Source organism: Streptomyces chengmaiensis (genome assembly GCF_029846775.1).
Taxonomy (GTDB): Bacteria; Actinomycetota; Actinomycetes; order Streptomycetales; family Streptomycetaceae; genus Streptomyces; species Streptomyces chengmaiensis.
Genome location: NZ_JARWBG010000093.1, coordinates 1 through 18,791, shown reverse-complemented (window position 1 = coordinate 18,791; position 18,791 = coordinate 1). Strand labels below are relative to the sequence as shown.

General features: G+C 71.3%; 23 protein-coding genes. 11 read left to right on the top strand and 12 right to left on the bottom strand.

The window, feature by feature from the left end:
* The 5 genes from QCN29_RS35465 to QCN29_RS35445 form a co-directional block, all read right to left on the bottom strand.
* A partial coding sequence (locus QCN29_RS35465) for a redoxin family protein (protein WP_279933348.1) occupies positions 1-126 on the bottom strand: 126 nt, incomplete at its 3' end.
* A 349-nt stretch (positions 127-475) separates the two neighbouring features.
* Positions 476-988 (bottom strand): hypothetical protein, encoded by a 513-nt coding sequence (locus QCN29_RS35460; protein ID WP_279933346.1) that lies wholly within the window; start codon positions 986-988, stop codon positions 476-478.
* 53 nt (positions 989-1,041) lie between these two features.
* Positions 1,042-1,395: a VOC family protein gene (locus QCN29_RS35455; protein ID WP_279933344.1), complete on the bottom strand. Its 354-nt coding sequence runs from the start codon at positions 1,393-1,395 to the stop codon at positions 1,042-1,044.
* A gap of 62 nt (positions 1,396-1,457) precedes the next feature.
* A complete protein-coding gene (locus QCN29_RS37395; RefSeq protein WP_450170595.1) occupies positions 1,458-2,204 on the bottom strand; it encodes a Crp/Fnr family transcriptional regulator in 747 nt (248 codons plus the stop codon).
* A gap of 504 nt (positions 2,205-2,708) precedes the next feature.
* Entirely contained in the window at positions 2,709-2,861 is a 153-nt protein-coding gene (locus tag QCN29_RS35445; protein WP_279933341.1) for a hypothetical protein, read from the bottom strand.
* Between the two features lie 110 nt (positions 2,862-2,971).
* On the opposite strand from QCN29_RS35445, the gene QCN29_RS35440 reads away from it, so the two are divergent.
* A complete protein-coding gene (locus tag QCN29_RS35440; RefSeq protein ID WP_279933339.1) occupies positions 2,972-3,226 on the top strand; it encodes a hypothetical protein in 255 nt (84 codons plus the stop codon).
* Between the two features lie 38 nt (positions 3,227-3,264).
* On the opposite strand, the gene QCN29_RS35435 is transcribed toward QCN29_RS35440, so the two are convergent.
* Genes QCN29_RS35435 through QCN29_RS35420 form a run of 4 tightly spaced genes read right to left on the bottom strand, consistent with a single transcriptional unit; the run spans position 3,265 to position 6,418 of the window.
* On the bottom strand, positions 3,265-4,086 hold the full coding sequence (locus QCN29_RS35435) for a class I SAM-dependent methyltransferase (protein ID WP_279933337.1): 822 nt from the start codon (positions 4,084-4,086) through the stop codon (positions 3,265-3,267).
* Positions 4,083-5,651, bottom strand: a complete 1,569-nt coding sequence (locus tag QCN29_RS35430; protein ID WP_279933335.1) for a radical SAM protein — start codon at positions 5,649-5,651, stop codon at positions 4,083-4,085. The genes QCN29_RS35435 and QCN29_RS35430 overlap by 4 nt, the downstream gene beginning before the upstream one ends.
* A gap of 31 nt (positions 5,652-5,682) precedes the next feature.
* Positions 5,683-5,979 (bottom strand): mercury transporter, encoded by a 297-nt coding sequence (locus QCN29_RS35425; RefSeq protein WP_279933333.1) that lies wholly within the window; start codon positions 5,977-5,979, stop codon positions 5,683-5,685.
* On the bottom strand, positions 5,960-6,418 hold the full coding sequence (locus QCN29_RS35420) for a MauE/DoxX family redox-associated membrane protein (RefSeq protein ID WP_279933331.1): 459 nt from the start codon (positions 6,416-6,418) through the stop codon (positions 5,960-5,962). The genes QCN29_RS35425 and QCN29_RS35420 overlap by 20 nt, the downstream gene beginning before the upstream one ends.
* Before the next feature lie 114 nt (positions 6,419-6,532).
* On the opposite strand from QCN29_RS35420, the gene QCN29_RS35415 reads away from it, so the two are divergent.
* On the top strand, positions 6,533-8,287 hold the full coding sequence (locus tag QCN29_RS35415) for a DUF3179 domain-containing protein (protein WP_279933330.1): 1,755 nt from the start codon (positions 6,533-6,535) through the stop codon (positions 8,285-8,287).
* A 38-nt stretch (positions 8,288-8,325) separates the two neighbouring features.
* Positions 8,326-9,696: a dihydrolipoyl dehydrogenase family protein gene (locus QCN29_RS35410; protein ID WP_279933329.1), complete on the top strand. Its 1,371-nt coding sequence runs from the start codon at positions 8,326-8,328 to the stop codon at positions 9,694-9,696.
* A gap of 456 nt (positions 9,697-10,152) precedes the next feature.
* Here QCN29_RS35410 and QCN29_RS35405 read toward each other — a convergent pair whose 3' ends face one another.
* Positions 10,153-10,722, bottom strand: coding sequence for an SRPBCC family protein (locus QCN29_RS35405; protein ID WP_279933328.1), 570 nt, complete (start codon positions 10,720-10,722; stop codon positions 10,153-10,155).
* Positions 10,723-10,867: 145 nt separating this feature from the next.
* Between QCN29_RS35405 and QCN29_RS35400 the strand changes: the two genes are divergently transcribed.
* Positions 10,868-11,632: a CDP-alcohol phosphatidyltransferase family protein gene (locus tag QCN29_RS35400; RefSeq protein WP_279933327.1), complete on the top strand. Its 765-nt coding sequence runs from the start codon at positions 10,868-10,870 to the stop codon at positions 11,630-11,632.
* Here the strand turns inward: QCN29_RS35400 and QCN29_RS35395 are convergent.
* The gene (locus QCN29_RS35395) at positions 11,550-11,870 is read right to left on the bottom strand and encodes a DUF427 domain-containing protein (RefSeq protein ID WP_279933326.1); all 321 of its coding nucleotides are present in this window, start codon (positions 11,868-11,870) and stop codon (positions 11,550-11,552) included. The genes QCN29_RS35400 and QCN29_RS35395 overlap by 83 nt on opposite strands.
* Positions 11,871-11,957: 87 nt before the next feature.
* Positions 11,958-12,374: a heavy metal-responsive transcriptional regulator gene (locus QCN29_RS35390; RefSeq protein ID WP_279933324.1), complete on the bottom strand. Its 417-nt coding sequence runs from the start codon at positions 12,372-12,374 to the stop codon at positions 11,958-11,960.
* A 129-nt stretch (positions 12,375-12,503) separates the two neighbouring features.
* Between QCN29_RS35390 and QCN29_RS35385 the strand changes: the two genes are divergently transcribed.
* From QCN29_RS35385 to QCN29_RS35355, 7 genes are all read left to right on the top strand, one after another.
* Positions 12,504-12,806 (top strand): hypothetical protein, encoded by a 303-nt coding sequence (locus tag QCN29_RS35385; RefSeq protein ID WP_279933323.1) that lies wholly within the window; start codon positions 12,504-12,506, stop codon positions 12,804-12,806.
* Positions 12,807-13,419: 613 nt separating this feature from the next.
* Positions 13,420-14,199 (top strand): helix-turn-helix transcriptional regulator, encoded by a 780-nt coding sequence (locus tag QCN29_RS35380; protein WP_279933322.1) that lies wholly within the window; start codon positions 13,420-13,422, stop codon positions 14,197-14,199.
* Between the two features lie 16 nt (positions 14,200-14,215).
* Complete coding sequence (locus tag QCN29_RS35375; RefSeq protein ID WP_279933321.1) at positions 14,216-15,406, top strand: M20 family metallopeptidase; 1,191 nt, start codon at positions 14,216-14,218, stop codon at positions 15,404-15,406.
* A 393-nt stretch (positions 15,407-15,799) separates the two neighbouring features.
* Positions 15,800-17,296, top strand: a complete 1,497-nt coding sequence (locus QCN29_RS35370; protein WP_279933320.1) for an asparagine synthase-related protein — start codon at positions 15,800-15,802, stop codon at positions 17,294-17,296.
* Positions 17,293-17,697 (top strand): asparagine synthase-related protein, encoded by a 405-nt coding sequence (locus QCN29_RS35365; protein WP_279933319.1) that lies wholly within the window; start codon positions 17,293-17,295, stop codon positions 17,695-17,697. Before QCN29_RS35370 ends, QCN29_RS35365 begins: the two co-directional genes overlap by 4 nt.
* A gap of 169 nt (positions 17,698-17,866) precedes the next feature.
* Positions 17,867-18,157, top strand: a complete 291-nt coding sequence (locus QCN29_RS35360; RefSeq protein WP_279933318.1) for a PqqD family protein — start codon at positions 17,867-17,869, stop codon at positions 18,155-18,157.
* A complete protein-coding gene (locus QCN29_RS35355) occupies positions 18,154-18,483 on the top strand; it encodes a lasso peptide biosynthesis protein (protein WP_279933317.1) in 330 nt (109 codons plus the stop codon). The genes QCN29_RS35360 and QCN29_RS35355 overlap by 4 nt, the downstream gene beginning before the upstream one ends.
* Positions 18,484-18,791: the final 308 nt, after the last annotated feature.

The following is an 18,791-nucleotide window of genomic DNA, read 5'->3' as shown; positions in this document are numbered from 1 at the left end:
GTTGTCGGCGGCGACCTTCGCCGTCTCGGCGGCCTGCCCCTTGCACGTGGGGCACCACGGCGCCCAGAACCACAAGACCGCCGGTTTGCCCGCGAGCGTCTTCGCGTCGAACGGCTTTCCGTCCACGGTGGTCGCGGAGAAGTTCAGTGCCTCGGGCACCGTGGCCCCTTCGGCCCCGCTGCCGCTGCTGTTCAGGGCGGTGGGCGTTTGAGCGGGGGAGGACGCCTTCGACGGGGAGCCCCGGGTCGCCGGCGGAGACGGAGCCGCCCTCGGAGCCGCATCCGGTGACGGTGAGGAGGGCGCCAGCCAGGGTGGCCGGGAGGAGGGTGCCGGCGCGCCAGGAGGACTCCTGTGGGTCGATGCCGGTGGCAAAGGTAGCGGTGGCGGGCCGGGCGGGCTGTGGGTTGCGGTCTTACATGCTGCCCCGCGATTGATGGTGTGGCGTGTTGGCCCGGTGGTTCGGCTGGTGGGTGATTCAGCAGGCTATCCTGCGAACAAGCACGAGCTCGGTGCTCGGCTTGTGCCGGGTGGGCCTGCGGGTAGCGCGGTCGGAGACCAGGCCGGCGATAGCGCGGTGGGTTTCGCCGGAGGTTTCGCAGCGCCCGGTGTACCGCTGGAGCGGGCGCTGCTGGGGGTGCTCGGCGTTGGCGTGCTCGACACAGATCCGGGCTGAGGACTGGCGGCGCTTGGCCTCGCGCCAGCCGTAGTACTCGGTCAGCGGCCCGTTGTCGTCGCCGGTGCCCTTCGGCTTCTTCGGCGGGGCCGAGACCTGGCCGGGGAACTCGTTGGCCGTCGACGAAGACCAGCTCGTACTTCGGCCCGGCCCCGCCTTCCGGCGGCGCGAGCCCCCGCGCCGCTCGTCACGCTCGGACTCGCATCGCGCTTCCCAGCGCGATGCGAGCTCGACCGTGAGGGTACCCAGGTGCTCTGTCGACAGACCGCAGAAGGCGTAGTGGGACGTGGCTGCGCGGGCCTGACCAAGGTTCACGCCTGGACAACATAGTGGTCTACCTGCGCATCACTGCCTGTCTGAAGGCGCGGTCAGGCGGGCTGCCACAGCTCGACCCGGTTGCCCTCGGGATCGGTTACCCAGCCGAACCGGCCGATACCCTCCATGTCCTGGGTGTCCTCGGACACGTCCGCTCCCTGGGCACATAGCTGCGCGAGCATCGCGTCCAGGTCGCGGACCCGGAAGTTGAGCATGGTCTGCTGGGTGCGGGACCCGAAGTAGTCGGTCTCGGACTCGAACGTCGCGAACACCGTCGGCCCGGCCGCCTGACGCCACAAGCCGTGCTCGTCGGCGTCCAGGCCCAGGCAGTCGCGATACCACGCGTTCAGGGCTTCCGGGTCGGCAGCCCGTACGAAGTAGCCACCAATTCCAAGTACTCGTTCCATGCCGCCATCCTGCCAGGACGGCGATCGGGCGGGCGCGACACCATCACCCGCCTCACGCCAGATCAATCGCGGGGCAACTCGTTACGGTGTGGTGACGTCAGCCCGCAGCATCCCTGAGCCGTTCGGGGTCGAGGACGGTGATGCGTCCGCGAGCCAGGCTCAGCAGACCGTGGTCGGCGTAGTCGCGCAGCACCTTGGTGCAGGTTTCGCGGGAGGTGCCGGCGAGGGCGGCGNGGGTCGAGGACGGTGATGCGTCCGCGAGCCAGGCTCAGCAGACCGTGGTCGGCGTAGTCGCGCAGCACCTTGGTGCAGGTTTCGCGGGAGGTGCCGGCGAGGGCGGCGCGCTGTTCGTGGGTCAGGGCGATCTGCCGGTGCCGTCCAACCGGCCGCAGGAGGCCTGCCGGGGGCTGGGCGCTGGTGAGGGTGGTCAGGGTGGTGGCGACGCGCTGGGCGACGGTCTTGAAGACGCTGTCGGACAGCCGCTGCTCGAGGTCGGCCAGGCGACGGCCGAGGATCGCGGTGATTCGGGCGGCGATCCGGGCGTCCGAGAGCAGGAACTTGTGGATGTCCGCGCGGCTCATGACGCATACGACGGTGTCGTCGAGGGCTTCGGCGTAGTTGTCGTACATGTGCTGGCCGAGCAGGACCATCTCGCCGAAGATGGTGCCCGGGGAGATGATCGCGGTGGTCAGCGCGCGTCCGTCGGCGGAGACCCTGAAGACGCGGACCCGACCCTTCTTGAGGATGAACAGCACCTCGGAGGGCTGGGTGGGCGAGTAGAGGATCTCGCCCGCGTGGTAGGTCTTCATCGGTGCCGCGGCGGCGATGGCTTCCATCTCTGCTTCGTTCAAGTCGCAGAAGATGTCGACCTCGGCCAGGCACCAGGTCCGCTCGGCGCCGTCGTCCGATGCGCTGTGGTCCATGTGGTGCGTCTCCTCGCGTCGTCCCGGGGCCCATGGTGGGGGTGCGGTGCCCCATGCCGGGCNTCTCGCCCGCGTGGTAGGTCTTCATCGGTGCCGCGGCGGCGATGGCTTCCATCTCTGCTTCGTTCAAGTCGCAGAAGATGTCGACCTCGGCCAGGCACCAGGTCCGCTCGGCGCCGTCGTCCGATGCGCTGTGGTCCATGTGGTGCGTCTCCTCGCGTCGTCCCGGGGCCCATGGTGGGGGTGCGGTGCCCCATGCCGGGCTGGCCAGCGCCTCGGCGCTGCTGGCCAGACAGTAGGGCACCGCCGCGCCGTCGATGGCAATGCGGCGCGGTGCCGTGCCCGGTGGTGGGGTGGTGGGGCCGGGGGTTGACGCGGGAGCCTGGCTGTTCATCGGCGGGCCGGGCCGGTGTGCTGGCCCATCGCTTGGGCGATGGACGCGAACGCGGCTGCGGCGAGCAGGCCGAAGACGAGGTGGGCGTCGAGGCTGGAGGATGTGACGTCGTTCCACTCGAAGACGGGCATGCCCATGTTGGCGGGCATGATCCACAGGGTGCCGACGGTCCACCACACCGCGCCGTAGGCGAGGCCGAGAACGGCCGCGGGGCGCGAGGCGCTGGGCGAACTGCCCCAACAGCACGCCGAAGGTGGCGATGGCCAGGTGGATCAGCCAGCCCGCGAAGGCGTTGGCGGAGCCGAGGAGCCCCGCGACCATGGTGATCATGGCCGTGTCCATCACGGGGCGGGACACCGACGTCCAGATGCCCATCCCGACGCCTCCGACGAGCCCGGCCGCGGTGCCCCACACCGCGTACATCGGGATCGCGGCTGTCTTCGGGGATGCCTGCACGGTGGTGGCCGTGGTGATCGTCCTCCCTCGTTCGGTGACTTTCCGTTCTCGTCGCTGACGCTAGGACGCAGGGCACATGCAGGTATGTGAGGAGGCTTACGTACCCGGGGGTAGAACGCCAGGGCCGTCAGGGTGAGACTTCACGGCGGTCAGCAGGGCGTAGCCGAGGACGCCGTCGGTGACGGCGGCGCGGGCCGCGTCCAGGACTGCCGGGGCCGCGTCCAGGTCGAAGCCGGCGTCGGCAAGGCGGTCCGGGGCGGTGATACGCAGCAGGTCTAGGCGGGCCTGGACCTGGTCGATCATGCGGATCATCGCCTCGTCATGGCGTTCCGTGGTGAGGGTGCGCAGCCCGGCAAAGGTGAGGATCTCGGCGTACGCCCCCAAGGGGCGGGCGTCGGCGATGCAGCCGATGCGGGCACTCAGTCCGCGCAGCTCGGGCGGGAGACGGTCGGTGTCGGCGGTGACGTCGGCGATGCCGAGGCGTCCGCCGGGCTTCAGGACGCGGGCGAACTCGGCTGCGGCCCGGGCCTTGTCGGGGAAGGTGCACAGCGCGCACTCGCACACCACCGCGTCGAATACCGCGTTGTCGTAGGGCAGGTGCTCGGCGTCGCCGGTGGTGAAGACGACCTGGTCGGCCAGTCCGGTGGCCTCGGCGGCGCCCTGGGCGAGCGCGGTGTTGGCTGGCGCGTAGTCGATGCCGTCCGCCCGCACCCCGTAGGCGTCGGCGAGCAGCAGTGCGGTCGTGCCACGGCCCGAGGCCACGTCCAGGACCCGCATGCCCTGGGCGAGCGCGAGACGGTCGGCGAGGCGGCGCGTCAGGGCGGTGCCGCCAGGGTGGTAGGAGTCCCCGAGCAGCATCGCGACGATGTCCCTGGAGTAGGCGTCCGCGCAACAGGACTTGATCTCCTCGTGGGTCACGGCTGACGCTCCTCGCTCTCGGTGCAGGTGGTCTTCGAGCCGTACGGGGTCGTCGTCAAGCGGCCGACCAGGGGCAAGGCGTTCGGGGCGACCGGGGCGACGGGGACGCCGGACATCTGCTCGCGGACCTGCTCGCGGTAGCCGACGGAGTTGTACGCGCAGAACGGGATCAGGCGACCGTCGGGGGTGATCTCCTCCACGCAGCACTTCATCAGCTGCTTGACGTTGAGGGTGTAGGGGTCCTGGAAGTCCTGCACGACGATCATGAACGCCTTGTCACTCAGCTGCTTGACGGCCTCGGGCAGGTCGATGCCGCAGGCGTCCGCGCAGTCCAGGGCCTCGGCGGTGGCCCGCAGCTTCTCCTCGGTCGTCTCGGTCCCCATGAACGCGGAGGCTGACCAGAGCTTTTCCAGGGCCTCGCGGATGCCAGTGTCGGGCATGACGCGGTTGGTGACGTAGTCCAGGTAGTCCTCGACGTTCAGCAGCCGCGGGATCGGCACGACGGTGCGGTTGCCCGGTTCGCCGTCCACCAGCAGGTAGGTGATGGAGCGGCAGGTCGGGAAGCAACACGGTACGGGGAAGAAGTCGCTCTTGGCGAACCAGTCGGGGCGCTGGGCGTTGATCAGCCGGATGACGTCGGGGTTGGTGAGCCGCTGAAGCGGGTCGAACTCCACGTGCCGGCCCGAGTGGGTGACCGGCTGGAACGCCACGGACCGTACGGCGGGATGGTCGATGCCGTACTCGATGATCGCCCCGAGTTCGTGCTCATTGAGGCCACGCTCGACCGCCGCGACCAGGGTGACGGTCAGCCCGGCCTCCGCGCAGTTGTCGAGCGCCCGCTGCTTGAAGGCGCGCAGGTCCCGGCCCCGGATCTCCAGATGGGTGCGCTCGTCGAAGCCGTCGAACTGGAGATAGACGTTCACCGAGCGGCCCGGTATCTGATTGCGCTTGCCGAGCTCGGCGACGAAGTTCTTGTCGTTGGCCAGGCGGATGCCGTTGGTGTTGAGGTTGACGTTCTTGATCGGGCGGGCCTGGGCGAGGTCGATGAAGTCCAAGACGTGCTTGTGGATGGTGGGCTCTCCACCGGAGAACATCACCACCTCCGCCTCGCCCTCGGAGGCGACGAATGCGTCGAGCATGGTCGCGCACTGCTCATGGGTGATCGAGTAGCCGTCGCTCTGGTGGCCGGAGTCGGCGAAGCAGATCGGGCAGTCCAGGTTGCAGCCGGTGTTGACCTCGATGATGCCAAGGCAGGCGTGCTGCTTGTGCTCGGGGCACAGCCCGCAGTCCGAGGGGCAGCCGTCCTTCACCTCGGTCTGGAAGGTGAGGGGGATCGTGCCGGGCTTGTTGAACCGTGCCGAGGACAGATACTCCTCCGCGTCCCCGTACACGAGCGCCTCGAACTCGCCGTGCTCACGGCAGCGTTTACGCAGATACACCTTGTCCGCGCGGATGTTGACCTGCGCGTCGACGGGTGTCTTGCACAGCGGACAGATCGACTTGGTGAACTCCACGAACACCTCGTCCCGGTCCGCCTTGCGCCTCGGCGCCGGTGCCTGCGTCATCGCAGAACTCCTCTTCCATGGGGGCTTGCGTTCAGCGGACGTCGCCGCCCGGATCGACTTTCTCGTGTGGCTGGGGGCCGGCCGGGACGGTCGTGCAGAACTCCTCCAGCCCGGCGCCCCGGCTGCGCAGGCCGTAGCCGGTGCCTGCGAGCACCACCACCGCACCGACGGTGATCAGCCACGGATTGGCCAGGGCACCTCCGGCAGTGCCGAGTGCACCGCCGGCCGCAAGTAGCAGTCCCGCGCAGCACACCACCATCACCAGCCCGGCGCCTACGACCGCCGCGATGCCGCCGAGACCGGACCGTTCACGGGATGCGGGCTTCACGGCTCGTCTCCTCCCCTTCGTCGGAGGGCAGCGGGGCGGGCGACCGGCGGGCGGAGCGGATCAGGATGCCCGCGTAGAGCAGTGTCAGGGCGTCCTGCAGCAGCACGAACCAGCTCAGCCGCTGCGTGAGGTAGATGCCGAAGCAGCCGCAGTTGTCCACCGCCAGGCCCCGCGCGTACGCCTGCACGGCCAGCACCGTCCACACCACCGATACCCCCGTGTACACCCACACCGGCACCAGGGCCTTCGACCGCGGGCGGGCCAGGAACCAGACCCCGCACACCAGCTCCCCCGCGATCAGCGCCGCGGCCAGCGCGGCCGCGGCGGCACCGTCCACCAGCCCGTACGCGGCCAGAATCCCGGGCATGTGCCCGAAGGCGGCGAGCTGGCCGATCGCCATCGCCGTGTACACCGTCCCGAGCACGATCCGCAGCACCATGATCCGACCGTAGGCCGCCAAGGCGGGGGAGAACTGTAAGCGCGCTCACCGAAGCGCCGCCCGACACGGGGCACGATCGGCAGTACGAACCCCAGGGGGTTCGGGAGGTGCCAGGTGAACGGCCAGAACGATCGGAAACGCCCTCGCCCGTTGCGGCGGCAGGCCCTCAAGGGCGGGGCCGTCGTCTGCGCCATCAGCCTGGTGCTCGCGGGCGGGGCGATCCTCGGCGGGAAACTGGCCTCCGACGAGCCCTCCGACCCGGTGACGGCCATACAGCCGGGCCAGGATCCGTCGCTGGAGGCGCTCGCCGGCGCCGCCGTGTCCGGCGGGCCGGGCAAGGACGGCATCCCTTCCATCGACAAGCCTCGGTTCGTCGCGGCGGGCGAGGCCGGCTTCCTCGACGACGACGATCCGGTCTTCGGCCTGGAGTACCGAGGTGAGGTGAGGGCCTATCCGCAGCTGGTGCTGGTGTGGCACGAGATCGTCAACGACACCGTCGGCGGCGAACCGCTCGCGGTCACCTACTGCCCGCTGACCGGCACGGTCATCGCCTTCTCCGCCCCGCCCGGCGTGCAGGACCTGACGTTCGGCACCACCGGCAAGCTCGTCAACTCCAACCTGCTGATGTACGACCGGCAGACCGGATCCCAGTGGCCCCAGCTGCTCGGACAGGCAGTCAGCGGCCCGCTCAAGGGCACGAAGCTGGACACCGTCCCGCTGGTGTGGACCACATGGAAGCAGTGGCGCACCGCGCACCCCGACACCGAGGTGCTGTCCACCGACACCGGCGCACTGCGCTCGTACGGCAGCGACCCGTACGGCTCCTACGACTCCTTCCCGGACCGCAGCGGCTACTACGCCAAGGGCAGGCCGATCTTCCCCGTGCTCGCCTCCAGCGACCGCTTCGCCGACAAGGATGTCGTCATCGGCGTCCGCGTCGGCAAGGAGCGGCTCGCCATCGACAAGGACCTCGTGCGCACGCACCGGACCGTGCGCGCCGAGGTGGGCGGCACGCCAGTGGAGGCCCGCTGGGACGACGGGCTAGGCACCGCCCGCGTCTTCCAGCAAGAGGGTGAGCGGTGGGAGCCCGCGGACTTCCTGGACGCCATGTGGTTCGCCTGGTACGCGTTCTACCCCAACGGCCAGGTGCGGACAATGAGCAGGCTGCTGACCGCCCTCGCCAGGACGGGCGACGCCTGGGACGCTGCTGCCGTCGCGATCAAGACCACGCCCGGCCGGGTGCGTGCCGCCCTCGCCGTACGCCGCCACCGCAGGACGGCGCTGATCGCCGCGAGCCTCACCCTGCTGGTGTACCTGTTCTCCATCGGGGACCTCGCCGTTTCGATCTCCGGCCGGTTCACCGGCGCCCCCGTGCTCCAGACCGCTCCCGGACAGCTGCTTCAGGTCCGCGCGCCCTATCTGTTCGAGCCGGTCCTCGCCTGGCACCCCACCAGCCACCTCGCCATCCTCCTCAGCCCGGTCAACCTGCTGCTCGGCGCCGTCGTGGCGGCGCTCGTCGGCTGCAACCTCGCCGTGGCCGCCCACGCCGCCCGGCAAGCCGCCTCCTGCCGTCGCACCCGCTACGCCCGGCTGCTGGGCGTGCTCCCGGCGTTCCTGCTCGGATTCGCCTGCTGCGTACCCACGTTCCTGCTCGTCCTGGGCGCGAGCACCGCCGCCGCGATCCTGCCGGTCCTGATCCCGCTGCGCCCGGTCTTCTACCCGCTCACCCTGCTGATGCTGACCGGCACGCTGGTGTGGGGCACCTCGCGGACCGGCCGGGCCGGGCGGCGTACCCGTCACGCGGGTGACACCGGCAACGCGGCGGCGCAAGCGCCTTCCGTTGTCCCTGATACGCCGGATACGCAATGACCAAGACCCTCGAGCGCGGTTGACCAGGGAGGCCTCTTATGAAGCGGGTGCAGGAAGTCGACGTGGTGGTGATCGGCATGGGCGTCGGCGGGGAGCATGTCGCCGAGCGGCTGGCCGAGGAAGGGCTGGACGTGGTCGGTGTGGAAGCGGAACTGGTGGGCGGGGAGTGCCCGTACTGGGCGTGCATCCCGAGCAAGATGATGATCCGCGCCGGCAATCTCCTCGCCGAGGCGCGGCGGGTGCCCGGCATGGCCGGAGACTCTCAAGTGACCCCGGACTTCACGCCGGTCGCCGCCCGGATCAGGGACGAGGCCACCGACGACTGGAACGATCAGGTGGCCGTCGACCGGTTCACCCGCAAGGGCGGGCGCTTCGTCCGCAGCCGCGCCCGCCTGGCCGGACCCGGCCGTGTGGAGGCCGAGGGCGAGATGTTCGCCGTCCGGCGCGCCGTGGTGCTGGCCACCGGCAGCCGCCCGCAGATCCCGCCCGTCCCCGGGCTGGAGGACGTGCCGTACTGGACCAACCGGCAGGCGATCTCGGTCAAGGAGCCACCCGCCTCGCTGCTCCTGCTCGGAGGCGGCGCGATCGGCGTGGAGCTGGCACAGGCGTTCACCCGCTTCGGCACCGCGGTGACCGTCGTGGAGGCCATGGAGCGGCTGCTGCCCGCGGAAGAACCCGAAGTCGGCGCACTGCTGGCCGAGGTGCTGGCAGAGGAAAGCGTCACCGTGCGCACCGGAGCGCGCGCCACCGGAGTACGGCACGTAGATCACGCCTTCCGGCTCACCCTGGAAAGCGGGGAGGAGATCGCCGGGCAGCACCTGCTGGTCGCCACCGGACGCCGACCCCAACTGGCCGGGCTCGGCCTGGAGACCGTCGGCCTCGATCCCGACGCCCGCGCGCTGGCTGTCGACGGGCAGATGCGGGCTGCACCGGGCGTGTGGGGTGTCGGCGACGTCACCGGCCGAGGACTGTTCACCCATGTGGCGATGTACCAGGCAGAGATCGCCGTTCGCGACATCCTCGGCCGGCCAGGACCTGAAGCCGACTACCAGGCCCTGCCCCGCGTCACCTTCACCGACCCCGAGGTCGGCTCCGTGGGCCTGAGCGAACACGCCGCCCGCGAGCAGGGTCTGCGTGTACGGACGGGCATCGCGCGAGTGCCGTCCTCGGCACGCGGCTGGATCCGCAAGGCCGGCAACAATGGCCTGATCAAACTCGTCGAGGACATCGACCGCGGCGTTCTGGTCGGGGCCACCTCCGTCGGCCCGGCGGGTGGTGAAGTTCTCTACGGCCTGGCCATCGCCGTGCAGAACGAAATTCCCGTCGAGCGGCTACGCCACATGATGTTCGCCTACCCCACCTTCTACCGCGCCGTGGAGGACGCCCTCACCGACCTGGGGCACGACTGACGCATGCACGCGGCCCACCACGTGAGCTGAGGACAGTCCGCACGGTCGACCGGTCAACGCCGACTGCCATGTCCGGGCGTTCAGCTGTGGGGAGGAGGAAGCCAGCAGAACACCGCGGCCTTGAGCGCCCTGACCAGCCAGTCGCCCACACGATCACGCACCCGCACCGGTCCCGGGGCACCCCGGCACGGGACCGCATCCGTCAGTGCCAGCGAGCCGACCGGCACTGCCCCCGCCTCTTCCTGCGTCCCGGCCCGCCGGACCAGCCCGGCCGGGTCCCGGAGCCCGCGCTCGCCCGAGTCGCTATCAGCGTGCCGGTGCCCCACGGCTGCTGCCGTTCAGATGGGCAGTTTCGCTTCTTGGCCATGACCAACTGCCTTCTTTCGGCGCGATGCACCGGGATGCGCCACCCGCACCCTGTCTCCAACGATCGGCCGCCGCGGTCCGGCGAGCCGTTCACGGCAGGGCCGCGCGCCGCTCGGCCTCCTGCCGGACGGAGGCCAGCGACGCAGCGACGGTCGCCTCCCACCGTGGGGCGACAAGGCCGCCCCACCACTGACCGGCTCGCCACAGATCGGTGGTGAGCTCCCCCTTGTACACCAGTCGCGTACCGGATTCGTGTTCGGTGAGGGTGAACGACTCGGTGACGGCGGGCACTGGCCCGCGTACGAGGCGGAAGTCGACCCGCTCCGGGCGGGTGAACCGCACGGTCTCCACCGTCGTCGCCGTCAGCCGTCCGCCCGCGACCGCGGTACGGTGCGCGGCGAGCACCATGTCGGAACCCCGCTCCAGCACCAGCACCTTCTCCCGCATCGCCCGTGTGGCACGCCCCAGATACGGCTGGGCGATGACGTCGAACACCAGCTCACGCGGGGCCGTGACGTCGACCGTCTGCGGCCCGAGCGGGCGGGTGCGCCGTCCGACGCCCACGTCCAGCGGAAGCGCCCCGGTCACCAGCCCCAGATACCCCGCCGCAGCGCCCGTGCCCGCCACCAGCACCCCTGAAAGAGCACCGATCCACACCATCGCCCAGACCTCTCCATGCGTCCGTCCCGTTCTCCTCTCACCGACGCTAAGCCGGGCATTCCGGGCGATCAGTAAGCGCGCTCACCTTCCTCCGGTCGCGTCGGCCCGTACTGTCAGCGTCATCACCTTGTGGAGGAGGAGGCGCGTGGAGTCCGTAGCGGATCTCGCCGACAGCCGTGCCGCTACGAACGTGTTGCTGGGCGATCTGCGCGAAGCGCATCTCGCCCCGGCGGCCGTCGTACGCTTCCTCGGGCGCGCTGCCCGCCGGTCACTGCGCCAGGCCGCCCGGCGGCCAAGTGCGCTGGCCGAGCTCACCGCCCTGCACGGCGTGCTGTACGCGCTGGCGGCTGGCAGGCGGCCCGGACCGCGCTGGGTTGCCGCCAGCTGGGTCCTCGCCGCCTCGCACCTGGGGCTGCTGGAGCGCCGCACCCGCCTCACCGCCGCCGACGTCCTGACGCTGCTGCGTGGCAACATCCCAGCCCTGCCCGGCGGAGCCGGCCGTGCCTGCGGGATGCTGGCGATCGGCCTCGACCTCGCCGACGGGCGCCTGGCACGCCACCAGGGCACGACCTCCCCCTTCGGCGATTACGCCGACACCTTCGCTGACGCCGCGTTCTGGATGTGGCTCACTCTGCGCCACGAACCCAGCCGCACCGTACGGGCGGCGGCCATCACTGCCTGGGTGCTTCCCATCGTCACCGTCACCGGCCTCGCACTGCGCCGTGGCGCTATGCCCGAGCGGCTACGCCCCGTCCTGCTGCGCCCGGCCGCAGCCCTGCAGGCCGTCGTCGCCCTCCGGCACCTCACCCGCCGCCGACCCGCCTCCGTCACTGCCGGCTGTCTGCCGACGAGTCCGGCTCCGGCGTGCCCTCCACCCGTACGCCCCGCCAGAACGCCACGTGGTCCTTGATCTTCCGGGCCAGTGGGATGGGCTTGGGGTAGTGCCAGGCGGCATCCGGATTCGTCAGCCCGTCGACCTCGAGGTTGTAGTAGTGGGCCACCCCCTTCCAAAAGCACAGCGACCGGGTCCTGCTCGCCGTGAAGTACTGCCGGTGCAGCGACTCGGGCGGGAAGTAGTGGTTGCCCTCAACGACCACCGTGCGCGGGGTCTCCGCGATCACCGTGCCGTTCCACACCGCTCGAAGCATGGCCTTGCTCCTCACCGTGAACGGGCACCCGTGCGCCCCGTGCCCTTCACGCTAGGCGGGCCCGGCCGGCCCTTTCAGTGAGGGTGCTCACCGTCCGCGCATGCTGTTCGCTCCCGTGAGGATGCGGCATACCTCGGCGTCGGTGCAGTCGGCCGGATCGGTCGCAGCGGCCCGCTCCGCCAGAGTACGCAGGACCGCCTTCGTGGCCTCGAGCTCGGCCAGGCGCCGGTCGATGTCCTCAAGGTGCCGGTCGACGAGCGCGGTGACATGGGCGCAGGGGGACGCGCCGGCGTCGCGCAGGGCGAGCACGGAACGGATCTCGGCCAGGCTCAGCCCCGCACCCTGGGCGTCGCGGATGAACGCCAGCAGCTGCACCGCCTGCTCGGGGAAGTCACGGTAGCCGCCCGCGGTACGGGGTGGGGCGGGCAGCAGCCCGGCCTGCTCGTAGAAGCGGAGGGTTCTGGCCGTCACGCCGCTGACGGCGGCGAGGTCGCCGATGCGCATACCTCCAGGCTAGACCTTGACCTTCCAGTGCACTGGAAGGTCTACCGTCCAGAACGCAGGCGAGGAACCATCGGGAAGGGGGCCGTCATAAACCAGCCGGAGACGACGACACGCATCACGGTGCTGACCGTGCCCGACTGCCCGAACGCCCCGCTCGTGCGCGAACGGATAACCCAGGCCCTCGAAGGCCGGACGACGCCGGTGGAATGGATCGAGGTGAACGATGCGGACGCGGCCGCCCGGCAGCGGATGACGGGTTCGCCCACCGTCCTCCTGGACGGCATCGATCCGTTCGCCCACGACCGCGCTGAACCGGGCCTGTCCTGCCGGCTCTACCGCCACGCCGACGGCACCACCGACGGCGCCCCAGCCGTCGCAGACCTTCGCCGCGCTCTGACCGGCGGCCGGCCTGAGACGACCGAGAAAGAGTGAGGCAGGCAGCCCGCTTACGACGCCGGACAGAGCCTGATCGGAGGTGACGCCGAAGGTGGCGATGGAGACCGCCCCGGGCCAAGCCCCCGCCGTCCTGCACCGAGGAGTAGCTGACCTGTCGCTGTCATCATCGCCGTGGCCCCGAGATCCGGCGGAATGGTCCAGCATGACCACCTACACACCGCCGACGGCCGGGATCGCTCAGCGGCTGAGCCCGTTCCGGCAACAGCCGCAGCGTTGGGAGAGGAAACGGTCCCGATGGCCGGTGCCGCGAAGCCGTGCGGTTTCGCGGCGGAGGGGTGGCTGGCCTCTCCATGCCGGCCATCGTGCGGCGTCTGGCCCGCCGGGAGTTCGTCGATCCCTTAAACTAGAGGCCGCGGTCTTACGGTATCCCGCGTGTGACGCGGTTCGGTGCGTTGTGGTCAGGGCGTCGAGGACCGGCGGGCGGCCAGGTCCTCGAGGCGGGAGCGTCTCCAGCGCTGCTGGCGCGGTCGGCCGGCGCAGCGTCGATTCCTGACACTGAGGCAGGGGCCCAGGCACCCAGGGTGGGCCGCGCTGAACCGCCTGCGGGCGGGGCAGACTGCGGGTACTGCCGATGGATGGGGAGGGGGCGGTGTCCGTGGCCGCAGTCAGCAGTACGGACTCGACGCTCAAGCGGGCCCGGCTCGCGCTGAACATGACGCTGGAGGAGGTGGCCGACGCGCTGAACAAGATCACGGGCGGGGCGACGGACGCGAGCCTGATGAGTGCATGGGAGTCCGGTCGGCGCCGTACGGGCAAACGGAACCGGGCTGGTCTGTGTCAGCTGTATCGCGAGCGGCCGGAGGTGCTGTTCGCCCACCAGGACGGGGCGGCCACGAGCGTGCTGGAGACCTCCGGCACCGCCGTGGTGGTCAAGGTTCTGACCCGCTGGACCGACTTGGTCGAGGCGATGGTCGACGTCGTCGCCGGGGCGCGCGAGCAGCTGGTCGTCACAGGTTCCCGGTCGCGGGAGAAGGCGTATCTGGCGGCGATCGAGACGGCCGTGGCTCAGCAGCCGGACCTGGTCCACTACCGCGTGCTGTACGGGCCTCCGCGGCACCGGGCGCTCGCTGATCACCTGCTGCGGCTGCTGGAGCTGCGCGATCCGTCCGCGCGCCGCAACGGCATCAAGACGCTGCACATCGGGATGGTGGAGCCCACCGAGGCGTTGGAACGGTTCTTTGTCGCCTCCGAGACCGCCGCCGTGGTGCCGCTGCCGTCCTTCCACGGGGCCGAGGGGTTCGACTGCGGCGTCTTACTCGGTCGCGAGGCGGCGGTGGGCCTGGTCCACCATGGGCGGGAGGCGTGCGCCTCGGCGCGGCCGGTGGAGACGATTGAAGCTGTCCGCGCACTGCCGGTACGGCACGACTGACGTGGTGGGGAGAGGCGTGAGCGAGAACTTGTCGCAGGCGGGCGAGGCCCGTACGGCGTCCGTGGTCGAGCTGGCGAGCGAGCTGATCCGCCGTCCGAGCCGGGCGGGGATCGACGACTACGGGCCCGTACTTGGCGTGCTGGAGGACTGGCTCGCCGCCCGCGCGGTGCCGCACCGTCGCCTGCACGACGCGGCGGGCACCCTGGTGGGGCTGCTGGTCGAGATCCCCGGCGGACGTCCGGGCCCCTGGTGGACGCTGGACGCGTGCGTGGACACCGCCCCGTACGGCGACGAGACCGCCTGGTCCTTCCCGCCGGCCTGCGGCGACATCGTGGACGGCTGGCTGCGCGGCCGGGGCGCGGCCGACTCCAAGCTCGCCGCCTCGATGTTCTGCCACATCGCCGCCGACCTCGCGCCCCGCGCCGCCGACCTGGTCGGCGGGCTCGCCGTGCTCCTGGACGTCGACGAGCACACCGGCGGCTTCGGCGGCGCCCGCGCCTACCTCGCCGACCGGCACGCGGCCCGCCCCGCCGGGGTGATGATCGGCTACCCGGGCCTGGACGAGGTCGTGGTTGGCGGCCGGGGCCTGTGGCGGGCCACGATCATCGTGCACGCGCCCTCCGGACACTCCGGCTCCAGCAAGACCGTGGTCGGCGCGATCTCCCGCGCCGCCCACCTCGTACGGCTCCTGGACACGGCCGAACTGCCTGGCGTGGACGACGGCTCGGGCTTCCCGCTGCCGCCGAAGCTGTCGGTCACTGCCTTCCACGGCGGCCAGGGCTTCTCCGTCACGCCCGACCGGGTCGACATCAACGTGGACGTCCGCACCACCCCCGGCTTCGACGCGCACGATGCCGAGACCCTCATCCGCAAGGCCGTCGCCGAGCTCGACGCGGAGCTGCCCGCCCCGGCGCCCACCGAGGTCACACCGGTCGCCGCGTGGCCGCCGTTCCGCCTCGCCGAGCGCGAGCAGCCTGCTGCCGCCCTCCTCGGCGCCGCCGCCGAGGCGGGCCTCACGGTCACGGCGAAGACCGCGGGCCCGTCGAACATCGGCAACCTGCTCGCCGGGGAGGGCATCGCGGCCACGGCCGGCTTCGGGGTGCCGTACGAAGGGCTGCATGGCATCGACGAGCGCGCCCACCTGGCCGAACTCCCCACGGTGTACGCCGTCTACCGGCGGGCCGTCCTCGGCCTCCTCGGAAGCTGACGTCCCATCCGCGTCCCAGCTTCCTCCCAGATCCACTCCCAGCAAGTCCCCAACTCCGTCTCTGGGAACGGATCTTCGATCGCGGTGACATAGAGGCAGCACCACCGGAAGCATCCACCGAGACAAGGGAGACCGGCCATGGCCGAGCAGAGCATCCACGCCCACGAGCCCCGTCATTGAGGACGCCCCCGCCGCGGCACCGAGCACCGGCGGCTTCGCGCCGCAGCTCAGCACCCACCCGGTGTCGACCCTCACCCTGGGCCGCCAGACGTTCAACGACTCGGACAAGTCCAATTACTTCGAGGGCTGACACGCCCAGGACACCACCGAGCACCCCGGGGGCCGGCCGTACGACGGCCGGCCCCCGGGCGCGTCTGAAGGGGAGGCGAACAGATGGAACGGGAGTGGATGGGCGGCGGCACCGCCGCCGCGCACGGAACCGAGATCGACGGGCTCGACGGTGTACGCCGGGCTCCGGCCGCGCGAGTACGTGTGGCCGCCGAAGGGCCAGTGGCGCTCGCAATGGTGGGTGACTGCCCGGCCACAGAACAGGAGCTGCGCGGCGTGCTTCCGGCTGTGCGGGCGGGCCGGTGGCCGCAGCTGACCCGGTGGCCCGGCTCGTACTGGGTGGTCGCGAGCGACGGGCGGCAGCACTTCGTGTGCGGAGACCTCGCCGGCATCCGGGCCGTCTACTACACACTGCGAAGAGACGAAGGGGCGGCGTGGGCGACCGAGGCCCGCCTGCTCGAGCGTCCGCTCGTGCCGGACGTGCCATTGCTGGCGGCCCGGCTGGCGGCGGGGGAACACCACTGGCCGCACCGCAGCCCGTACGAGCAGATCCGGCAGGTGCCCGGCGGGTTCGGGCTGCTGCTCGCGCCCGGGGCGCCACCGCGGCTCGTCGACATCGCGGACGTCGAGCCCGTGGACGAGCTGCGCGAAGGCGCCGAGCAGTTCGGCCGCGTCCTCACCGACGCCGTCCAGCACCGGGTCCGCGCCGCCGACGGTGTGGTGGGGGCGGATCTGTCCGGCGGACTGGACTCCTCCGCGGCCGTCATGCTCGCCGCCGGCGTCGGGACCGTGCACGCGGTCACGTACACCGACGGCTACACCAGCGGCGAGGACATGGCCTTCGCCGCCCGCGTCGCCGAACACACCGGCACGCGGCACACGGTCGCCACCGGAAGCGACGAGCAGCTGCCGTTCTCATTCCCGCCCGGGCAGCCGACCGGGAGGGAGCCGGTGCTGGAGGCCGCGATGTACGCCATGGACACCGCCTACCTGCACCCCGTACGAGGGCTGCCGCTGCACCTGACCGGCCACGGCGGAGACATCGTGCTCGACGCCTCCAGCTCCTGCTGGGTCCGCCTCCTCCAGGAGGGCCGCCGCCGCGAGGCCCACCGCCAAGTCGTCGCGTTCGCCCGCCTGCGCAACACCGCACCCGGCCCCTACTGGAAGGCCCTCAAACAGGCCGCCGACCTCGGCCGGACCGGCACCCTCGAACAAGCCGCCAACGCGCTGAAGCGCGGGCCCGTCACGCCGCAGGCCGCCGTGGGCGGATGGTCGTGGCGCCGCCTCGGAGCCGGGGCCTCCTGGCTCACAGCCGAGGGACGCCACGAAGTCGCCGCGCTGCTGCGGCAGGCCGCCCGCGACCAGCAGCCGGAGTACGCGGACGAGTTCGACCAGTGGGCCGCCCTCCGGTCGGTNGCCGCCTCGGAGCCGGGGCCTCCTGGCTCACAGCCGAGGGACGCCACGAAGTCGCCGCGCTGCTGCGGCAGGCCGCCCGCGACCAGCAGCCGGAGTACGCGGACGAGTTCGACCAGTGGGCCGCCCTCCGGTCGGTTGGCGCCTCCGCCCGCGGCTGGACCCCGTACGCCGAGACGCTCGGCGTGACGCCGGTGTACCCCTACCTGGACAACGAGGTCGTCCGGGCCGCGTTCGCCGTCCCGGCCCTAGCCCGGCGCGGCCTCGTGGCATACAAGCCCCTGCTGCGGGCCGCACTGCCGCAGCTCCCGGACTGGTTGACCTCGCGCCGCTCGAAGGGATCGTTCACCGCCCAGCGCATCGCCGGACTCGCCCGACACCAGGGCCTGCTCGACGAGCTGATCGCGTCGAGTCCGCTCGCGGCCGGCGGGTTCATCGACCCCGCGGCCGTCCGCGCCGCGCTCGCGCAAGCGGCCCGGGGCCAGAACGCCACGGTGATCGCCGACCTGCACCAGCTGATCGTGACGTGCTGGTGGCTGACCGGCCAGACGGTCGGCAAGGAGGTGNCCAGGGCCTGCTCGACGAGCTGATCGCGTCGAGTCCGCTCGCGGCCGGCGGGTTCATCGACCCCGCGGCCGTCCGCGCCGCGCTCGCGCAAGCGGCCCGGGGCCAGAACGCCACGGTGATCGCCGACCTGCACCAGCTGATCGTGACGTGCTGGTGGCTGACCGGCCAGACGGTCGGCAAGGAGGTGGCGGCGTGCTGACCCCCGCACCTCACGTCCACCAGGCCACGGGCCCATACGGCACGGCGGTGCTCGACATCCGGCGGGGTACATGGCTCATGCTCGATCCGGAGGCCTCGAAGATCTGGCACGCCGTCACCGTCCGAGGCGGCACCGCCGGACTCGCCGACGAGATCGCTGTCCCCACCGGCCAGGACCCGCGGACGGTCGGCGAGCAGATCACCGCGTTCGTCGACAACCTGGTGGCCGCTGGCGTACTCGGCGGCACCGCCCGCCCGACCCGGAGGAGGAGGCGGTGGCGATGAGCCGGTGGCCGCTGCGCTGGCAGATCGCCGCCGTCCGTACCCTGCGCGGCCTGCCGTATGCGCGCCTTGTCCGCCTCGCAGCCCTCTATACGGCGGTGCTGGCGGTGATTCCCTCCTGGTGGCCGGGACGTGTCGCCTGCATGGAGGTCAGCCTCGCCACCGTCATCGCGACCGCGCTGACCGGTCGCCGGGCCCGGTGGGTGCTCGGTGCCAGGTTCCTCCCGGACGCCGCGCACGCCTGGGCCAAGATCCCCGAGGGCGCGGTCGGCCGGGACATCGGCGACGCCGTCGACCGGCCGTGGATGCCGGTCCTCGCCGTGCCGTAGACAGCCGCCAGGGCTGGGGGACCTCGTCCCGGGTGTCGTCGGGCGTGAAGCGAAGTGCCCCGGGCCGGCGACCAACCTCGCGCCATCCGAGTCGGCTGTAGAAGTCCTCCAGCCCTCGCTTCCGCGGGCCGCCGATGCATCTGTTCGAGACCCAGCTCGTCGCGGGCGATCTTTCTCACGGTCATGTCCCCTGTCGTGGTGTAGCCGGATCGATCTGATCTTTGTTCTGGGGGTAGAGCCTGTCCATGCTGTCGATGGGGAGATAGCGGCGGGGGAAGGCGATCCATTCGTCGTGCATCTCCACGAGC